Genomic DNA, 17,325 nt, shown 5'->3' on the forward strand with positions numbered 1-17,325 from the left:
GGTCCGCTATCTCAACAAACCAAGAGCCCTGGAAATCTCCCTGCCAATTTGATCGACCATTATGTTTTCAGAAATCAAGCCTTCACAATCCAGTGAAACATCACATGGATAGTCAGGATAATCGCCCTTAAGAAGTTCACTTGCAGAAACAGCACCCAATACTTTTCCCTGCTCATTAAGCAATACCTCCCCAACAAGAGAGCCTTCAAAAAGCACCATGTATTCCGATTGATTTTTAGGGTGGATGTTTAGGCCAAGTTGCTTTCCTGCCCGAACGACTACAATATTAAATGGATCCATATCGAAAATTATGAAAATTAAATTGAATACCCATCAAGCGCCCATTGCATCATTTCATTAACAAAACCGTGATTTAACCAGAGCACCGAAACCACAAGTCCGATACATAAAAAAACGGTACAAGCCGCTTCTCCTGTATCTGGTAATCCCATTTTTCAGGTAATTATATTAAGCTTGTTCAATTGAATCTATGACTGAATCCTTTACTTCTTCTTTAACAGAACCAGCTTTTTCTTTTAACTCTTCCTTTGCTGACTGGTAACTGTCGGCGGACTTACTACCATACTCTTTTCCCGTATCCACCAGACGTTCCAGCTCATCCTTCGCACGTTCCAAAACTCTGTCTTTAAGATCGGATAATGAACGTGAAAGCTTATCAACGGTTTCCTCACCTCTATCGGGTGCAAAAAGCACTCCCAAAGCAACACCTGCGGCAAGTCCTGCAAGCAATGCAACTACTGTTTTCGAATTATCGTTCATAATATTAAGTTTGATTTTTAATAAAACCGCTGATTTTCAGATTTGTTTTCCAATTCGATTCTAAAGTTATTTCGCTGTATCGCTGGCCATTATAAGATTATGAATTTATCGGTCGTACTGTTTATCATCAATTGTTTAAAAGATTATTTGCTAATAATTTTAGTATTAACAATATTTGCATATGATTACTAAAGCAGCTACTCCAGAAAGAATTTTAAGTATTGGTGAGGATTTGATAGTAATAAGCGAGGTCAAAGGTGATGGATCACTATTCAGGGTGACCACCAATGGCCAGTTCAAAGGATACATTCAGAAAAGATCAAAGGAATTTTTTCGACTGGACGGAAGCTCCATTTCAAATGACCTGTTTTCTACTATCTGTATTGCACTCGAATAAGGATTCAATGTCAGTCTGTTTTCTGAGTTTTAGAAAATTATATAAAAAATCCTGACTTTTTTGGTAGAAATGTCAGACTATTGAAATAAAGAATATGATCTTTAAATAAATTGATATTCTGGTTCAGTTTTTGAAAACCCTGATCTAAATCAGTTTAACAATTATGAAAAAATTTATCCCTTTTTTCTTCGCAACAGCTATCTCGGTAATAGCCATATTCTCCTCATTTACGCTTGCCGACCCGGAACTAGGTATTTCTACCGCACTTGTAAGCTGGGTAGCTTGTATCTGGATCATTAGTGCCCAACGAAAAAACCAAGGCTGCCTTTCTTAGTGCCCCAAATGAGGCGATTTATTACGTCAGCCACCTAACTTAAATTGCATTAGTTAATTTTAACTACAACCATTCTAGCTAAGCCCGATAGGCAACCGCCAACAAACTGATCTGTCTTAAAGAAGACCGGCTTGCTCTCTGAATCATCTGGATTCATTTCGCTTGCCCAATACCTTCTTCACTACATATAACTAAAAATAAAATAAACTGTGTTTAAAGCCATCAGCTTAAACACTCATTCAGGCACTAATTACGTTGGATCATGATATAATTATACCTAAACGGAAGTTTTAGTCCGACCATAGAAGTAAGGCTATAACAAAAGATAATGAAGGAATGAATCAAATCATCCCTTCATCCATAAAACTATAATAACCATAAGCTGATAAGATGATATGGTCATGAACCTCAACACCTAACAGCTTACCACACTCCACCATCCTAGTAGTCAACTTTACATCTGCCTCACTAGGCCTTAATTCTGAGCTCGGATGATTATGGCTTAAAATAATCCCGCTGGCGCAAGCCTTCAGTGCCGCGGAAAATATCACCTTAGGATCCACCGATACTTCAGAAAAACCTCCTTGAGCTACATTCAGCACACCCAGCACTCTGTTCTGCCTGTTAAGCAAAAGCACTTTGAACTCCTCTAACAATTCCATTTTGTTGCGATCCCAGCTTTGATCCAGTATCCCGTAAGCAATAAGGGAAGAAGTTACGCTGGGTTTTTCTGAAAGCTTGAATGCCGGACGATAACTGATTTCGATTTCTGAAACTCTAAAAACTTGCTTTTCCATAATATTTAAGATTTAATTATGGTGCAGTAAAAGGTTCAGGCCCCGGCGCCAAAGCGAAAGGAGGAACGGAATAAATGGAAACGGGCTGAAAAGGCCATAGGCGGGTTTATGCCGGAAATTCCTTCGCGTGCCGCAGCTGAACCTTAAATTTGTGGCAGAATTGGATTTACCTTTAACACAAAAATAGTAAATAACCTAAAAACGCTGGCATCTAAGGGACACCAAGGCACGTATCCGGCGCAGAAAAATCGCGGCTGGTCCTGAGATATGGCAAAGCATAAAAAAAATAGACCAAGGATATTGAACATTTATGTAACGATAGTCCTGCTAAACAGTTTCCCTGCTAACCCCGATCGCATTAGCCTTCCAGAGAATAAACCCCAAACGCCCGCAACATTCCGCCACAAAATACTCAATATCCGCAGGTACATCATTTACAATACGGAAACGAATTTTATATTTCGGATTATAACTAATATACACCACCAGATCATCTGAAGAAAATCCCCTTCCAGAAAACGGCTTAAAATAAACGTCCTGAAGATCCTTTGCCGCACGCACTAAACGGTCATTCATTACCTTAGCAAGATTCTTCTCTGGCTTAAAATCAGTCTCCAATATTGCCAGTACGGTTACAATCATGCCGCAAAAATAAATTCCTTTTTCAAATCCGCAAACCCTGGAAACTAACCAACTGAAAATGAAGCAGAATAATTTAATTATCTAATCAATACCAGAAATGCAATCAGTGTTTTATAGTTTGATAATCGAACCTGAAACTACACACGCTCCTCACCGTTAAAGAAAAGGAGTGCTGGCCATTGCCAAACTGCAAGCTCAACAGTCTCCTGAAATTACCAGCGAACAACCCTTATCTGCTGGCCGAGAAGCGCAATAACCTTCATCTCCAGTTAAAATCACACTGCTTTTTAAGACCATGTTTAGTTATTTACACATCACATTCCTCTATCTTAAGTGTAAATGTTTAATTTAGAATGATCAGCAGAATGCATTATGAAAGAATATTTTAAATTCAGAGATCCTTTTGATAAAAGCCCCCACAAGTTTGAAATAGGTAATCCAATTAAATTTGATAGAAAAAAAGGCGATAACTTTTTCTTCAAAAAATTCTTTAGTCTTGAACCCGTAGAATATGCGGAATACTATCAATTCCATCTTGATTGGTTTATTCTTAGTTGTGAAAATTCGGAAAAGGACTTTTTTACACATGTTTTAGATAAAATCGATGACCAAATTGTCCATTATCATAAAAAAAGTATTACGGCTTTGGATACAATTAAGAGCCTCGATGCATTAAGAAAATTTAAAGATGTTGTTGGAAAGTTCGACAAATGGCATATCAAAAAGAGCCTAGAAACAGTTGTTTCAGAAAAGGATATTGAGATATTAAAGCTTAAAGAAGAAATTCTACTATTAAAAAATCACATTAAATCACTAACCCGTTATGAGCCGGACCAGAAAATAAGATTGCTGGACGGAAACCTATCGCAATTAATCGATCTGGTGAAGCAAATTCAGGAACTCACAATGCCTGATGGGAAAAAGTTAGCCAGATCACAATCACAAAGCCCCTGGTATAAAATGATTGCGAAGTATTTTCAGCATGGTGAAAATGAGATTTCCCTAGAAACCCTCAGGAATTATTTTCCGGCAAATACATCTTCCAAGTTAATTAAAGGATCAGAAGTTGCGGAATCTAGCAAGCGCTTTAAAATCATCACCTTGGAACCCAATTCAAAACGCATCCAATCTGACCAAAGCAAATAAATGGTCATTTAAAACGTCCCTTTCTTGTTCAATTTCGTACTGGCAATGTTGCCATACTAATTGAAATTTATGTCGTTAGAAATTATGACTAAATCAGATTTGATAGATTTCAAATCTGAACTGTTTAAAGAACTCAAACTTCTTTTTAGCTCGGATAGACCTGCCAGTAAGAAATGGCTTCGAAGTAATGAGGTAAAAAAGTTATTGGCTATTTCCAGTGGAACGCTTCAAACACTAAGAAATAAGGGAACTCTCAGTTTTACCAAAATTGGGGGCACCATGTATTACAGCATGGAGGAAATCAACAAAGTCCTCCAACATTCTAAATCGCCAAATTCCTAAAAATGAAAATGGCAACTCCTCTTTCAATCTTCCTTTGCAAGGCACAGGAAGATGAAGTGATTTCTCCAGTGCATATCAGTCTATTTACTACAATTGTACAGTGTTGGGCTAGTGGAGGGAGAATGAATCCAATCGTAATCACAAGAAAAAAATTGATGACGATGTCCAAGATCCAATCAACTAGTACTTATCATAAGTGTATTAAGGACTTGTGTCGATCTGGGTACATCACTTATCAACCATCATTCAATCCATCTGGAAGCCTGATTTTTTTAAATAAATAATGATGCACCTCGCAATATGTGGAAGAATGGTCTTTATGAAATTTTGAGGGAGCAAGTTTATGTTTTTGTTACCACAAAAACCTTTTTCCTATGGAAAAAGAACTTGCTTTCCACTTCCGATGGTCGCAGAAAGTGGCTACCTCCGATAAAACTTAAATAAACCTACTATGGAAATCCGACCAAAGAAATCATAATAAATCAAGAGCAACTGCAGCAGGCCGAACAGACCCTTAGGGACAAAGAGGATGAACTTAACAAGGCGCAAAAACTCAAGAAAAAACTGCAACAAAAGCGAGAAAAAAAATGAAAATCCGAGATATACGTGTTGGCCCTCCCTCATCTGTGGCTTATCGAAGCCGCACACACAATCCAACTTCGTTCCGATTTTGTATTTAGGCAAAAATGTAATTTGTGACCCAATAATCTAAGAAAGAGCACAACCTTTTGCACAGTTACTTAGGTTATCTTTCAATTTACTTTTCAAAAAAGAATTAGTGATCATCTGGTCATTCCTTGTCCATTATCCTTGTTGCTATCAAGGTTAAGCCTAAGGCATGGCTGTCTGTCATGGACGTTTTTAGCGGGAAGACTAAACTCGTTCGAGATGCTTATTAATTTGTTTGCGACTTTCTTCCATTGAAATGTTCCGTCCAGGAGATCTATGGGTACCTCCATATCAATTTGCTCGTGATAGCCGACAGAACGGTTAGCCATATCAATGGTTACGTTGGGGTATTTTTGCCAGTAATGATTAAGCATTTCGGAATAGTCGAGTTTGTCAGGCAGGTGATATAAGTCGACAAAATCTTTAATACGTTCTCCACTTCCGACAATGGCATTCAATTTCATAGCAGCGATGTCCTGCAATGATGCCATTCGGGTTAATATGTTAGCTATATTGATAAAGTTTCAAAACTTTTACCTTTTCTTTTTTCTTCTTTTTCCGTCCTTTATCCTTGACTCTTTTAGATAGTTTTTCAGCGAGCTCAGACATATCATGTCCCGTTTTTGAATCCAATACCTTGGCATAATGCTGGGTGGTTTTCAGGCTATTATGCCCGAGCATTTTTGAAACAGTTTCTATCGGTACGCCATTGGAAAGGGTGACTGTTGTTGCGAATGTATGCCTGGCTAAATGGAAGGTCAAGGTCTTGGTGATGCCGCAGTGATCAGCGATTTCTTTGAGATAACTGTTCATCCGCTGGTTAGTGTACACGGGAAGTGCCAAACCTTTTATCTCGCAAACGGGATGGTCCTGATATCGGTCAAGGATTTCTTTCGCTTCAGCGAGGATGGGAATATGAGAAGGTGTTTCCGTTTTAGTCCTTGATGTAAAAATCCACTCCTTACCATCATCCCCAATCTGGATTTCACTTCTTTTAAGTTTTTGTACATCTATGTAGGCAAGACCGGTATAGCAACTGAAAACAAAAATATCCCTGACCTGGATATGCCTCTGTACATGCAGCCTTTTTGTCCGCACGGCATCAAGCTCTGCCTGAGTCAAAAATGTTCTTGGAGACGGCTTAGCTTTTAATTTATAATGCAGAAACGGGTTGGCGACTATCCACCCGTTTGCCAGGCTGAAAAATATGATCTTCTTTAAATGAACAATATATTTTTGTGCAGAGATGGCCATGCATTCTTTTTCAACCCGGAGATAGTGCTCATATCCGGTAATGAATCCAAAGTCTACCTTGATTAAGGGATAATCAGCTTTTTCATACTTCGCCAGAATGTAGGCAGCAAGATGCTTAATTGAACTCTTGTAGGTCTTGAGTGTATTCTTGCTGTAGCCGTTGCCAATAAGCTCAGCCACTTTTTCATTATGCTCCTGAAAAATTTCAAGAATCATTTTCGATTTTGTGCCTTTTCCAAGGTAGTGATTACGAATGGTCTCTGCATCAATCTCTTCATCACGGTCTATCATACCCGTGTGGATCTTCCTGATTTTGGAAATGATGCTACTCAAGTAATCATTTAAAGCACGGCTTTCCTGCCTGGTGCCCCTGACTTTGTTTCGGCGGTTGTCCCATTGTTCAGGATCAATTTCTCTTCCGATTGAAATCTCAGAGCGTTTTCCGCATACGGTGATGCGCAGGTAAATCGGCAAAAGACCGTTTTCATTTTCTTTTTTTTGCTTTTTTAGATAGAAAAGCACACTAAAATTCTGGTTCATAAGCTTGAATTAACAGGTTAACAAAGTTAGATTTGCAACCTGATCAAAACAAGATGTTCAAAATTCGAACATACTGACAATCAATATTTTAGACTCAATCCGTGGTAGAAATTCGATTCTTTCCAAAACTCACCGAATTACTCACCAAAGTGCGTGAAAACTCACCGTTTTTAGTGGTTTTTGATGAAAAACAAAATCCTGTAACGTGTTGATTTACAGGATTTTGAATCATTTTAAAACATACAAAAGTGGTCCCGACGAGAATCGAACTCATATCTAAAGTTTAGGAAACTTCTATTCTATCCGTTGAACTACGGGACCAAGCTATTCAATTACCTGATTTACTGAATTACAACCTGGCAACAAACAATTATAAGAAAAACGCAGCATTTAGCTTCATTTATGCCTATGATCATGCCGCAAATATAATAAAACTTTTGGCCTAAAATTGGCGTATTTCAAAATATTGAATGATCTAAAAAAGACACAAAACTTTACTATTAATTAGTTTTATAATCAAATTTTAGTGCTTTTAGCGTTTGGTTTTTATATCTAATTTAAGACTGAAGTCCTGAGCATAATTATAGCTATAAACTTTAAGTTCAACATTAATTTCTTGATTAAAGAGGCGTGGTACGTGTTTGCAAAAAATAGATCGAAACGTAAAAAGATTTACCTGAGGTTTACAAATAATTGTGATTTCTGAATCAGATTTTTTTTCCGCACTGCTAATAATCCCTGGCCATCGATCTTTAATTTGCAATGGTATAGAATCATAATAATTCTGCTGAATATAAGCTCCAGCGCCACGGATGAGTTCTTTAGGCAATAATTCACCAGATAACTGTTTCCATGAATCATGAATCTTTGACAATCTTGCCAACAATACTCCTTCTTCATTTAAACACCATAAATCCTCAGGTGCAATTTGAGATAGTTGTAAAGTTCTGTAATGTCCATAAACATCTTTAAAGCGGTAGTTAAGTTCTATCATAAAATTTATTGGGTCACGAAATTAATTATCAATCTTGAAATCTTCAATTAATTCTCTCCACATTTTGTTGGCTTTTTTTTCAATAAACTAAGAATGGATGATAAAGCAGAACAGTTATTTGTTGCATAAAAACAACTTTCGAATTTTTATTTTTGACGGGAAAATTAGAGTACAAACTGAGTTAGCAACAGATATTATTAACACACTTAAATTGGATAAAAACAAGAAACCCTCTAAATAAATATTTAGAGGGTTTTAAGTCTTGTTTAGTCGGGATGGCAGGATTCGAACCTACGACCTCCTGCTCCCAAAGCAGGCGCGATACCGGGCTACGCTACATCCCGAACTTGGTATCTCCTTTTTAAATCCTTTTTAAAGTGGATTTGAACTTTTGTCGGGATGGCAGGATTCGAACCTACGACCTCCTGCTCCCAAAGCAGGCGCGATACCGGGCTACGCTACATCCCGAACTTGGTATCTCCTTTTTTCCTTATTTCTAAGGGCTGCAAAGTAACGGATTTAAAATGATAATTCCATTTATTTTTGCAATTTTATTTTTCTTGCGGAGAGGGCGGGATTCGAACCCGCGGTACCGTTACCAGTACGACAGTTTAGCAAACTGTTCCTTTCGGCCTCTCAGGCACCTCTCCTATTCCTCTAAGTTTTTGTCCTACCGACGTTGTTTTGAGGTCTGCAAATATAGCAAAACAACCTATTCCACAAAAAAAAATTACAAAATTTGTTGATAATCTATTCGAACATGATAGATACTCATCAACATAGTCTTGAAAATCAATTTGATAGTCTCAATATCTTTTAATGTTAAATCGCAATTATCTAATTGATTTTGCTCCAATTTATAGTTAATTATCCGTTCAACTATGTCATTTATGTTCTGAGCATCGGGATTTTTCAGACTTCGGGAGGCAGCTTCTACCGAATCTGCTAACATTAGCACACCAGTTTCTTTACTAAAAGGTATCGGTCCTGGGTATCTAAAAATATTTTCATCGACAAATTTTTCGGGCGAATTTTTAAGAAATGACTGATAAAAATAATCGACTCTCGTATTTCCGTGGTGAGTTCTGATAAAATCGATAATCGCTTCGGGAATTTGATTCTTTCTTAAAATCTCAATTCCTTTATGAACATGCTGAATAATAATTTGAGCACTTTGCTCGTAAGGAAGCTTATCATGCGGGCTGACTGCCGTATTTTGATTCTCGATAAAATATTGGGGGTTATCTACCTTACCAATATCATGATACAAAGCACCAGCTCTAACCAGAACAGAGTTTCCACCTATTTTAAAGATAGCAGCTTCGGCTAGGTTTGCAACCTGCAGAGAGTGCTGAAACGTTCCAGGTGCTTTAAAAGCTAGCTCTCTTAACAATTTATTATTGGTATTAGTAAGTTCTATCAATGCAACATCAGACGTTATGCCAAAAACTCGCTCGAAAATATAAATTAAAGGGTATGCTAAAAGAGAAAGTAAAACACTAAAAATAAAGGGAACAAAATTGATCCACTGAATTTCCCTGAAAGACCCTTCTCTTAATAAAGCAATCCCTACAAATGAAACAAAGTATGCTGAAAGTATAAAAAGTGCAGAAACCAAAAACCTTTCTCGTTTCACAAAGTTTTTAATACTAAAAATTGCAACCATCCCTGCCGTAACCTGGTAGAAAACAAATTCAAAGCTATTTGCAACAAAAAATCCAGCAATTAATATCACCAACATATGCAAATAAAGCGCAAGCCTGGTATCGAACAGAATTCTAATTATTATAGGAACAACACAAAAAGGAATATAATATAAGCTGGCAATATTCATTTTCAAAGCCCATGTTAGCGCCAGAAGCATTCCTGTTGTTACAATTAAAATTAAAGAGAGCTGTCTATTATCAGAAAAAATATCTCTACGGAAGAGATAAAGAAAAGACATCAATATAGAAAGGATAAAAGCAACCAAAACAACCTGCCCTAAGTACACTAAAGTCCTACTTCCTATAGTTTTGGTTTGAGCATCATAAGTAGCTTTATAAGATTCTAATTTTTGATAAATTTCATCGTCAATAACGTCGTTTTTTGCCACAATAAGTTCTCCCTTTTGCACCATTCCCCTAGTGGTTGATACATTACTTACTGTATTTTCGCGAATAACTTCGGTTAACCTTTCGTTAAAAACGATGTTTGGTGTAATATGATCTTCAGCTAAATTATCGACCAAATCTTGCATAACTTGATTAGGCGCCTTAAAATTGGCTTTAAAATATTTGAGTGCTGTTTCCGCTGTAAAAATATCTTGTGTATTTTTCTGTTTGGAAATATTATTATCGAGGAAAGAAAAATCGTAATTCTTTCCACTTGTTAGATGCTTAACATTTAAACCAATTATTCCTTTTTGATAAATACCTTCTAATATTTTAAAGGAAATATTTTTGAACAAAATCTTATCCTTTTCATCTAATTGCCCTGATCGCCATTTTATATCAAATTCATTTAAATAACCTTCAAGCGCATCATTTGTTACTTCTTTATCAACTTGATAAACGGGTAAAATATCACGTAAAGCATCTTTTTTATCGGTGCTTACCTGCGGGTTAGTTTTTAAGATTGCAAATGGGAAAGGGGAAATCAAATCTTTATTCATCCAAACTTTCCCCTTTTCAAACTCATATCTGAAACGTGGTTGTTTAGGTAAAAAAAGTGTGATTACGAATACTGTAAACATCATCATTAAATATTTTAGATTCGATGAATACTTACGGTAAAAGATTTTGTGCGAATTTTTCTTGATTTTGGCCAAAACGATGTGGATATGTTGTTGTCAAAAATAACATTTTTATCTAATATACATTTTAACGATTTTGTTTGCAATTACCAAGTTTTATATTTTACTTTATGATATCAAATTAATATCAATTATGTATCAAGAAAAAATTATTAATCCACCATCGGGATATTTAACACTCGTTTTGTTTTTAGCACTATTGGGTGCTACCGTTTTTTGTTTTTTTACAGAAAATTTTGTTTTTGGTGGCTGCATTTTAGCTTTTAATTTTTTTCTGGTTTTACCTGGCTTAATCATTAATAATCCAAACGAATCAAAAGTTTTAACCCTTTTTGGCAAGTATGTTGGTACTGTTAAAACAGATGGTTTCTTTTGGGTAAATCCCTTAAACAGCAAAAGAAAAGTTTCTTTAAGGGCAAACAACTTAAATGGTCAGCAATTAAAAGTAAATGATAAGCTTGGTAATCCTATAGAAATTGCGGCTGTAGTGGTTTGGAAGGTTAATGAAACAGCAAAAGCAATTTTCTCTGTAGAAAACTACATGCAGTACGTAAACATTCAAAGTGAAGCAGCTGTAAGGCATTTGGCAAATATCTTTCCTTATGACCATGCCGAAGGAGAAGAAACAAGTATCACTTTAAAAGATGGCGCTGAAAAAGTAAGCGAGCTTTTAGAAAACGAATTAAATGAACGCTTATCGAGAGCGGGAATTGAAGTTTTGGAAGCCAGAATATCGCACTTAGCTTATGCTCCAGAAATTGCAAGTGCAATGCTACAGCGTCAACAAGCAACAGCCGTTATAGCGGCAAGAAAGCTAATTGTAGAAGGTGCTGTTGGAATGGTTGAAATGGCTTTAGAAAAATTATCGCAAAAAGGAATTGTAGAATTAGATGAAGAACGTAAAGCAGCAATGGTTAGTAACCTATTGGTTGTTTTGTGCGGAGATAGGCATGTGCAACCAGTTGTAAATACTGGAACACTATATAATTAAATAGAATACGGTATACAAGCAGTACAATAAGAATGGCGGAGAAAGATAAAAAGGCTTTTGTATTAAGAATTAGTCCTGCCCTATTAAAAGAGATTGAAACCTGGGCTGCTGATGAATTTAGAAGTACTAACGGACAAATTGAATTTCTATTAAATCAAGCAATTAAATCCAGAAAGAAGGGAAAATCGAAAGAAGAATAACTTCTAAAAAGCACAGGTAACAATACTTGTGCTTTTTTATTTTACGACCCGATTTATATATTTTGACAAAGCTTTGTGCTAAAATAGCTTTTACTGCGTTTATCCAATATCAAAAAATGCATAACTTAGCAGCCTAACCAAAAATTCATAAAATTTAGTTTACATGAGAGAAGTTGTAATTGTTTCGGCTGTAAGAACAGCTATTGGAAGTTTTGGCGGTTCATTAGCACAGTTTTCTGCTACTCAATTGGGTGGTTTTGCTATTAAAGCCGCGGTAGAGCAAGCAGGTTTAAAAGCCGAACAGATTCAGGAAGTTTATATGGGCAATGTACTTTCAGCTAACTTAGGTCAGGCGCCAGCTACGCAAGCAGCAAAATTTGCTGGCTTACCAGATTTACCTGCAACCACAATAAATAAAGTTTGCGCCTCGGGCACTAAAGCAATTATGCTTGCTGCACAAAGTATTGCCAATGGCGATTATGATATCATTATTGCTGGCGGCATGGAAAGCATGAGCAATGTTCCATATTATTTAGATAAAGCTCGAAATGGCTATCGTTTAGGGCATGGCCAGATTACTGATGGTTTAGTAAAAGACGGGCTTTGGGATGTATACAATGATTATCACATGGGCTCTGCTGCTGAACTTTGTGCTACAGATTGCAATATTAGTAGAGAAGCACAGGATAAATTTGCTATAGAATCTTATAAAAGGGCGCAAGCTGCTCAAACTTCAGGAAAATTTGCATCCGAAATTATTGCGATTGAAGTAAAGGATAGAAAAGGCGAAATAACCCTGGTGGATACTGATGATGAGCCAACGGCTGTTAAATTCGAGAAAATACCTGGATTAAAACCCGTATTTAAAAAGGATGGAACGATTACAGCAGCAAATGCTTCGACATTAAATGACGGAGCTGCAGCTTTAGTATTAATGAGCGCCGAGCGAGCTGAAGCTTTGGGAATTAAACCATTAGCAAAAATTTTAGGTTTTGCCGATGCTCAACAAGCGCCTGAATGGTTTACCACCGCACCTTCGAAAGCGATTCCTTTAGCTCTACAAAAAGCTAATATCGATATCAAAAATGTAGATTACTTTGAAATTAATGAGGCATTTTCTGTAGTTTCAATTGCGAATAATCAAATATTAAACCTTAATGATAATCAGGTAAATGTTAATGGAGGCGCTGTTTCTTTAGGTCATCCACTTGGCGCTTCGGGCGCTAGAATTGTAGTTACCCTTTTATCTGTACTGAAACAAAATGATGGCAAAATCGGAGTTGCAGGCATCTGCAATGGCGGTGGCGGCGCTAGCGCTTTGGTAATCGAAAAATTATAAAATCCTTTTAATGAAAAACATCAAATTTTATTTAGCAATTTTAATAAGCCTTATAAGTTTTAAACTTCAGGCTCAGCAATCAACGAATAAACTTGATGTTTTTCAAGATAGTTTAATCAAAATATCGAATATAATTTATAAAACACAAAGTGATGAAAGCAAACTTACCGAAAATGGAAAGTTTGTTAAAACTTTGGTTGAAGCGTTAAAAGAACCGAATTCTTTTAATTATTCGTTCGATTCGTTAAAAACGGTTTCAGTAATTAAATCTCCTGATCAGGTTTTTAGAACTCTTTCCTGGTATGTACAATTGGAAAACGGAAGTTACCGTTATTATGGTGCTATCCAAATGAATAACAAAGGTGGATTAAAGTTATTTCCACTAATCGACCAAACGGATAATATCGGCGATTCGAACATTATTACAAGTAACCAAAAATGGTTTGGGGCCAGATATTATGAAATCATTCCAGTTGTATCTTCAGGCAAATTGCCCTATTATGTTCTATTAGGCTGGAAAGGAAATACAGCAGAAACGACTAAAAAAGTAATCGAAATCCTTTCTTTTAATAAAGACAACGCCAATTTTGGAATGCCTGTATTTGACGGAAAGGATTTTAAAGGCAAAAACCGTGTAATTTTCGAATATAATAAGCAAAATGCAATGGTTTTAAAAACAGATAAAAATGCAGGGCTTATCGTTTTTGACCACCTTGTTCCTTTTGATCCTGAAATGGTGGGTCGATTTCAATTTTATGGTTCTGATGGCGGCACCGATGCTTTCAAAGTAATTGGAGGCAAACTGAAATTTCAAGAAAATGTTATTTTAAAAAATGAGGCCAACCAAAGCGATGCATTATATGCAGACCCAAGTAAAAATGTTAAACCTATCAGAAAATTTTAATTTCTACTCAAACATAAATCCCTCATTACTTTGCACATAATTTAAAAATTTGTTAGAATGCGCACTCCTCACTATATTGCGAGCTGTTAAACTAACATAACAACACACAAATTCTGAATTCATAAACTAAAACAAACAAATGTTTTATGCAAACATCTATTCAAACTAAAGACGATTTCTTTAGCAGTAAGGTATTGGGTCATCCTGCAGGATTATTCGTGCTTTTCTTTACCGAAATGTGGGAAAGATTTTCGTACTATGGTATGCGGGCACTATTAGTTTTATTTCTTACATCTACTATTGCTGCTGGAGGTTGGGAATGGAGCAAGGCTGATGCTCTTTCTTTATATGGAACTTACACAATGGGCGTATATCTTACACCTGTTATTGGTGGTTTAATTGCCGATAGATTGTTAGGTTACCGATGGGCGGTAATTCTAGGTGCTTTAATTATGACTATTGGTCATGCAAGTATGGCGATAGAAACACCAACATTTTTATATATCGGTTTAGGCTGCTTAATGTTAGGTAATGGCTTATTTAAACCAAACATGACTTCAATTGTATCTAAAATTTACAAAGATCATCCAGAGAAGAAAGATGGAGCATACTCTATTTTTTACATGGGTGTTAATGCAGGTGCATTTTTAGGTATCATGATTTGTGGTTATATAGGTGAAAAAATTTCTTGGAGCTGGGGCTTTGGACTAGCAGGTATTTTCATGTTTCTAGGAATGCTGCAATTTTATTTCACAAAAAACATTTTTGGTAGTATTGGCTTACTTCCTAAAGAAGAAAAAAAATTACAGGCATTACAAAATGCTGATTCAACAGAAATTAAAGAAGAAAAACTTCCGTCCAATATTGTTAGAGATCGTTTAATTGTTGTATTTATATTCTCGATTTTCACCGTTTTCTTTTGGGCAGCTTTCGAACAGGCTGGTGGAAGTATGACGATTTTTGCAAAAGAAAATACCACAAGGATTTTAACAGGAAGCGCTGGCTTAACTTTTAAAATAGTTGATGCCCTTTTAACTATTGTTCCGTTAGGTATTATTTCTTATGTTTTGATTAAACTCTTTTCGCAAACTATTTCAAAATACAAACTCGGTAATTTAATACTAGCTACTAGTTTCATAATTATATGGGGTATTGTATTATGGAAAGTTGAACGTGAATTTTCTGCCAACACCACTGAGATTGCAGCTTCGTGGTTTAACATTTTAAACTCTTTGTTTATTATATGCTTTGCACCTGTATTTTCGAAATGGTGGGAAAGTAAATACAATCTTCCTGGTCCTTTAAAGTTTGGATTAGGTTTAGTATTACTTGGTATAGGATTTGGCTTTTTAGCTTACGGTTCAACTGCAATTACATCACCCGATATAAAAGTTAGCATGGCTTGGTTGGTATTTGCTTACCTGTTTCATACTCTAGGTGAGCTTTGTATTTCTCCTGTAGGACTTTCGTATGTTAGTAAACTTGTTCCTGCAAAATGGATAGGTTTTATGTTTGGCGTGTACTATTTGTTCCTTGCAATGGGTAATAAATTAGCTGGCGTATCTGGAAGTATGATTGAAGAAATTACTCATAAATATAGCTTAACAACATTTTTCTTAATATTTACTATCATTCCAATGGTTGCTGGTTTATTAATCGCAGCCTTACATCCAATTATTAAAAAACTAATGCACGGGGTTAAGTAAAATGAATCTAAGTTCGGAAAAAGCAATTACAGTAGAAGAAATTCAGAATTTCGAAGGTAAATATCCAAAGCAACTATGGTATTTATCTTTAGTAGAAATGTGGGAACGTTTCTGTTTCTATGGAATGAGAGGTGTTTTAGCATTTTTCATGGTAGACCAATTAGGTTTAAGTGATCAGAAATCGAATTTGCAATATGGCGCAATTCAAGCTTTTGTTTACGCTTTTACATTTATTGGTGGAATATTTGCCGATAAGATTTTAGGTTTTAGAAAATCACTTTTCTGGGGCGGTTCTTTAATGATTATTGGAAATCTTATTCTGGCCTTTTCTCCTCACGATTTATTTTATATTGGTATAACGCTATCCATTATTGGTACTGGTTTTTTCAAACCGAATATTTCATCAATGGTTGGCGAATTGTATCACGAAAATGATAACAGAAGAGATGCTGGTTATGGGTTATTTTATGCGGGGATTAATGTTGGTGGCTTATTAGGTGGCGCATTGTGCATTTATTTAGGTAAATATTATAGCTGGCATTTATGTTTCTTATCGGCTGCACTTGTAATGGCATTTGGTTTAGGAACATTTATTTTCACAAAAAAACACCTAGGTCCGATTGGTATCTCGCCACTTTTACACCTAGCAAAAACTAAACAAAAAACTTACGAAATAGCTACTTATGTTGGCTCATTGTTATGTATACCATTAATTTTTATAATGGTTAGAAATACAGCATACACCGATTATTTCATGTACACAATTGGTGTTGTAGCTTTAGTCTATTTCTTATTTGAAACCATAAAAATAAAAGATAAAAAAGCACAATATAAACTATTGGCTGCCTTTGTTTTCATCTTTTGTTACTTCATTTTTATGGCTATATCCGAGCAAAGTGGCGGTTCATTGTCGCTTTTTGCAAAAGATAACCTTGACCATAAAATTCTATTCTTAAACATCGATCCTAATGTGGTTAACAATAGCGTAAACTCATTTTTCGTTATTGTATTCAGTCCGATTATTGGTATTTTGTGGTTAGGATTATATAAACGCAAGATCGAACCAAATACGGTTGTAAAATTTGGTTTGGGCTTCATTTTATTAGCAGCAAGTTTTTATGTTTTTTACGCCACAAGATTTTTTGCAAATGTGCAAGGTATCAGTTCTTTGAATGTTTTCACCTTCGCATATTTGTTGCTTACTTTAGGCGAGTTGTGTATCGGACCAATTGGAATGTCGATTATCACGAAACTTTCTCCAAAGAAAATGTTTGGTATGATGATGGGCTTGTGGTTTCTGTTTAGTGCCTTCGGACAACTAGCAGCTGGTAAATTAGGTGCAGAAATGTCGAGTATCGACAATGCATCCTTACCAACTAAATTAATTGCTTATACAGAAGGTTACAAATCGCTTGCCTTGTATTCTTTAATTGCTGGCTTGGCTTTAATTATCTTTTCTCAATTGATTAAAAAATTAATGGCTGAAGTAAGATAAA

At 35.9% G+C, this 17,325-nt stretch carries 19 protein-coding genes and 4 tRNA genes; 10 read left to right on the top strand and 13 right to left on the bottom strand.

The features are described from left to right. Nucleotides 1-6: 6 nt before the first annotated feature. From ACZZZI_RS18835 to ACZZZI_RS18845, 3 genes are read right to left on the bottom strand one after another with little or no spacing between them, the layout of a single operon-like run. Entirely contained in the window at nt 7-300 is a 294-nt protein-coding gene (locus ACZZZI_RS18835; RefSeq protein ID WP_463490677.1) for a hypothetical protein, read from the bottom strand. 17 nt (nt 301-317) lie between these two features. Then, on the bottom strand, nt 318-452 hold the full coding sequence (locus tag ACZZZI_RS18840) for a hypothetical protein (RefSeq protein ID WP_463490678.1): 135 nt from the start codon (nt 450-452) through the stop codon (nt 318-320). Nucleotides 453-468: 16 nt separating this feature from the next. Further along, nucleotides 469-780 carry a YtxH domain-containing protein gene (locus ACZZZI_RS18845; RefSeq protein WP_463490679.1) on the bottom strand — a complete coding sequence of 104 codons (312 nt, stop codon included), beginning with the start codon at nt 778-780 and terminating at the stop codon, nt 469-471. A 181-nt stretch (nt 781-961) separates the two neighbouring features. Here ACZZZI_RS18845 and ACZZZI_RS18850 point away from each other — a divergent pair, with 181 nt between their 5' ends. Together ACZZZI_RS18850 and ACZZZI_RS18855 are read left to right on the top strand one after the other, a co-directional pair. Next, the gene (locus tag ACZZZI_RS18850) at nt 962-1,177 is read left to right on the top strand and encodes a hypothetical protein (RefSeq protein WP_316758490.1); all 216 of its coding nucleotides are present in this window, start codon (nt 962-964) and stop codon (nt 1,175-1,177) included. Nucleotides 1,178-1,340: 163 nt separating this feature from the next. Next, the gene (locus ACZZZI_RS18855; protein ID WP_316758488.1) at nt 1,341-1,511 is read left to right on the top strand and encodes a hypothetical protein; all 171 of its coding nucleotides are present in this window, start codon (nt 1,341-1,343) and stop codon (nt 1,509-1,511) included. Between the two features lie 341 nt (nt 1,512-1,852). On the opposite strand, the gene ACZZZI_RS18860 is transcribed toward ACZZZI_RS18855, so the two are convergent. Beyond that, complete coding sequence (locus ACZZZI_RS18860) at nt 1,853-2,308, bottom strand: JAB domain-containing protein (RefSeq protein WP_463490682.1); 456 nt, start codon at nt 2,306-2,308, stop codon at nt 1,853-1,855. 327 nt (nt 2,309-2,635) lie between these two features. Further along, nucleotides 2,636-2,950 (bottom strand): hypothetical protein, encoded by a 315-nt coding sequence (locus ACZZZI_RS18865; protein WP_463490684.1) that lies wholly within the window; start codon nt 2,948-2,950, stop codon nt 2,636-2,638. Nucleotides 2,951-3,322: 372 nt separating this feature from the next. Here ACZZZI_RS18865 and ACZZZI_RS18870 point away from each other — a divergent pair, with 372 nt between their 5' ends. Together ACZZZI_RS18870 and ACZZZI_RS18875 are read left to right on the top strand one after the other, a co-directional pair. Next, the gene (locus tag ACZZZI_RS18870) at nt 3,323-4,096 is read left to right on the top strand and encodes a hypothetical protein (protein ID WP_463490686.1); all 774 of its coding nucleotides are present in this window, start codon (nt 3,323-3,325) and stop codon (nt 4,094-4,096) included. Between the two features lie 69 nt (nt 4,097-4,165). Continuing rightward, a complete protein-coding gene (locus tag ACZZZI_RS18875) occupies nt 4,166-4,438 on the top strand; it encodes a helix-turn-helix domain-containing protein (protein WP_463490688.1) in 273 nt (90 codons plus the stop codon). 782 nt (nt 4,439-5,220) lie between these two features. On the opposite strand, the gene ACZZZI_RS18880 is transcribed toward ACZZZI_RS18875, so the two are convergent. The 8 genes from ACZZZI_RS18880 to ACZZZI_RS18915 all read right to left on the bottom strand — a co-directional run bounded on the left by ACZZZI_RS18880 (nt 5,221) and on the right by ACZZZI_RS18915 (nt 10,632). Beyond that, nucleotides 5,221-5,571 (bottom strand): hypothetical protein, encoded by a 351-nt coding sequence (locus ACZZZI_RS18880; protein ID WP_463490689.1) that lies wholly within the window; start codon nt 5,569-5,571, stop codon nt 5,221-5,223. A 40-nt stretch (nt 5,572-5,611) separates the two neighbouring features. Further along, a complete protein-coding gene (locus ACZZZI_RS18885) occupies nt 5,612-6,901 on the bottom strand; it encodes a site-specific integrase (RefSeq protein WP_463490691.1) in 1,290 nt (429 codons plus the stop codon). A 249-nt stretch (nt 6,902-7,150) separates the two neighbouring features. Further along, nucleotides 7,151-7,222, bottom strand: a tRNA-Arg gene (locus ACZZZI_RS18890). Nucleotides 7,223-7,433: 211 nt separating this feature from the next. Beyond that, on the bottom strand, nt 7,434-7,895 hold the full coding sequence (locus ACZZZI_RS18895) for a hypothetical protein (protein ID WP_316758476.1): 462 nt from the start codon (nt 7,893-7,895) through the stop codon (nt 7,434-7,436). Nucleotides 7,896-8,165: 270 nt separating this feature from the next. Continuing rightward, a tRNA-Pro gene (locus tag ACZZZI_RS18900) sits at nt 8,166-8,239 on the bottom strand. Between the two features lie 50 nt (nt 8,240-8,289). Next, nucleotides 8,290-8,363 (bottom strand) — tRNA-Pro (locus ACZZZI_RS18905). Nucleotides 8,364-8,458: 95 nt separating this feature from the next. Beyond that, nucleotides 8,459-8,545: transfer RNA gene (locus tag ACZZZI_RS18910), tRNA-Ser, on the bottom strand. An 80-nt stretch (nt 8,546-8,625) separates the two neighbouring features. Continuing rightward, entirely contained in the window at nt 8,626-10,632 is a 2,007-nt protein-coding gene (locus ACZZZI_RS18915) for an HD family phosphohydrolase (protein ID WP_463490693.1), read from the bottom strand. Nucleotides 10,633-10,822: 190 nt separating this feature from the next. Between ACZZZI_RS18915 and ACZZZI_RS18920 the strand changes: the two genes are divergently transcribed. The 6 genes from ACZZZI_RS18920 to ACZZZI_RS18945 all read left to right on the top strand — a co-directional run bounded on the left by ACZZZI_RS18920 (nt 10,823) and on the right by ACZZZI_RS18945 (nt 17,324). After that, entirely contained in the window at nt 10,823-11,680 is an 858-nt protein-coding gene (locus tag ACZZZI_RS18920) for an SPFH domain-containing protein (RefSeq protein WP_463490695.1), read from the top strand. Between the two features lie 32 nt (nt 11,681-11,712). Continuing rightward, nucleotides 11,713-11,880 (top strand): type II toxin-antitoxin system antitoxin, encoded by a 168-nt coding sequence (locus tag ACZZZI_RS18925; protein ID WP_316758470.1) that lies wholly within the window; start codon nt 11,713-11,715, stop codon nt 11,878-11,880. Nucleotides 11,881-12,043: 163 nt separating this feature from the next. Then, a complete protein-coding gene (locus ACZZZI_RS18930; RefSeq protein WP_316758468.1) occupies nt 12,044-13,219 on the top strand; it encodes an acetyl-CoA C-acyltransferase in 1,176 nt (391 codons plus the stop codon). Nucleotides 13,220-13,229: 10 nt separating this feature from the next. Further along, nucleotides 13,230-14,123 carry a hypothetical protein gene (locus ACZZZI_RS18935; RefSeq protein WP_463490698.1) on the top strand — a complete coding sequence of 298 codons (894 nt, stop codon included), beginning with the start codon at nt 13,230-13,232 and terminating at the stop codon, nt 14,121-14,123. A 146-nt stretch (nt 14,124-14,269) separates the two neighbouring features. Beyond that, nucleotides 14,270-15,829, top strand: a complete 1,560-nt coding sequence (locus tag ACZZZI_RS18940; protein ID WP_316758461.1) for a peptide MFS transporter — start codon at nt 14,270-14,272, stop codon at nt 15,827-15,829. Between the two features lies 1 nt (nt 15,830). Beyond that, on the top strand, nt 15,831-17,324 hold the full coding sequence (locus tag ACZZZI_RS18945) for a peptide MFS transporter (protein ID WP_463490700.1): 1,494 nt from the start codon (nt 15,831-15,833) through the stop codon (nt 17,322-17,324). Nucleotide 17,325 lies beyond the last annotated feature (1 nt).

Source organism: Pedobacter sp. AC190 (genome assembly GCF_979258025.1).

What these genes read in the sequence shown, in the direction of transcription:
- ACZZZI_RS18835 (WP_463490677.1), bottom strand. Translation starts at nt 300, where the DNA reads ATGGATCCATTTAATATTGTAGTCGTTCGGGCAGGAAAGCAACTTGGC.
- ACZZZI_RS18840 (WP_463490678.1), bottom strand. Translation starts at nt 452, where the DNA reads ATGGGATTACCAGATACAGGAGAAGCGGCTTGTACCGTTTTTTTATGT.
- ACZZZI_RS18845 (WP_463490679.1), bottom strand. Translation starts at nt 780, where the DNA reads ATGAACGATAATTCGAAAACAGTAGTTGCATTGCTTGCAGGACTTGCC.
- ACZZZI_RS18850 (WP_316758490.1), top strand. Translation starts at nt 962, where the DNA reads ATGATTACTAAAGCAGCTACTCCAGAAAGAATTTTAAGTATTGGTGAG.
- ACZZZI_RS18855 (WP_316758488.1), top strand. Translation starts at nt 1,341, where the DNA reads ATGAAAAAATTTATCCCTTTTTTCTTCGCAACAGCTATCTCGGTAATA.
- ACZZZI_RS18860 (WP_463490682.1), bottom strand. Translation starts at nt 2,308, where the DNA reads ATGGAAAAGCAAGTTTTTAGAGTTTCAGAAATCGAAATCAGTTATCGT.
- ACZZZI_RS18865 (WP_463490684.1), bottom strand. Translation starts at nt 2,950, where the DNA reads ATGATTGTAACCGTACTGGCAATATTGGAGACTGATTTTAAGCCAGAG.
- ACZZZI_RS18870 (WP_463490686.1), top strand. Translation starts at nt 3,323, where the DNA reads ATGAAAGAATATTTTAAATTCAGAGATCCTTTTGATAAAAGCCCCCAC.
- ACZZZI_RS18875 (WP_463490688.1), top strand. Translation starts at nt 4,166, where the DNA reads ATGTCGTTAGAAATTATGACTAAATCAGATTTGATAGATTTCAAATCT.
- ACZZZI_RS18880 (WP_463490689.1), bottom strand. Translation starts at nt 5,571, where the DNA reads ATGAAATTGAATGCCATTGTCGGAAGTGGAGAACGTATTAAAGATTTT.
- ACZZZI_RS18885 (WP_463490691.1), bottom strand. Translation starts at nt 6,901, where the DNA reads ATGAACCAGAATTTTAGTGTGCTTTTCTATCTAAAAAAGCAAAAAAAA.
- ACZZZI_RS18895 (WP_316758476.1), bottom strand. Translation starts at nt 7,895, where the DNA reads ATGATAGAACTTAACTACCGCTTTAAAGATGTTTATGGACATTACAGA.
- ACZZZI_RS18915 (WP_463490693.1), bottom strand. Translation starts at nt 10,632, where the DNA reads ATGATGTTTACAGTATTCGTAATCACACTTTTTTTACCTAAACAACCA.
- ACZZZI_RS18920 (WP_463490695.1), top strand. Translation starts at nt 10,823, where the DNA reads ATGTATCAAGAAAAAATTATTAATCCACCATCGGGATATTTAACACTC.
- ACZZZI_RS18925 (WP_316758470.1), top strand. Translation starts at nt 11,713, where the DNA reads ATGGCGGAGAAAGATAAAAAGGCTTTTGTATTAAGAATTAGTCCTGCC.
- ACZZZI_RS18930 (WP_316758468.1), top strand. Translation starts at nt 12,044, where the DNA reads ATGAGAGAAGTTGTAATTGTTTCGGCTGTAAGAACAGCTATTGGAAGT.
- ACZZZI_RS18935 (WP_463490698.1), top strand. Translation starts at nt 13,230, where the DNA reads ATGAAAAACATCAAATTTTATTTAGCAATTTTAATAAGCCTTATAAGT.
- ACZZZI_RS18940 (WP_316758461.1), top strand. Translation starts at nt 14,270, where the DNA reads ATGCAAACATCTATTCAAACTAAAGACGATTTCTTTAGCAGTAAGGTA.
- ACZZZI_RS18945 (WP_463490700.1), top strand. Translation starts at nt 15,831, where the DNA reads ATGAATCTAAGTTCGGAAAAAGCAATTACAGTAGAAGAAATTCAGAAT.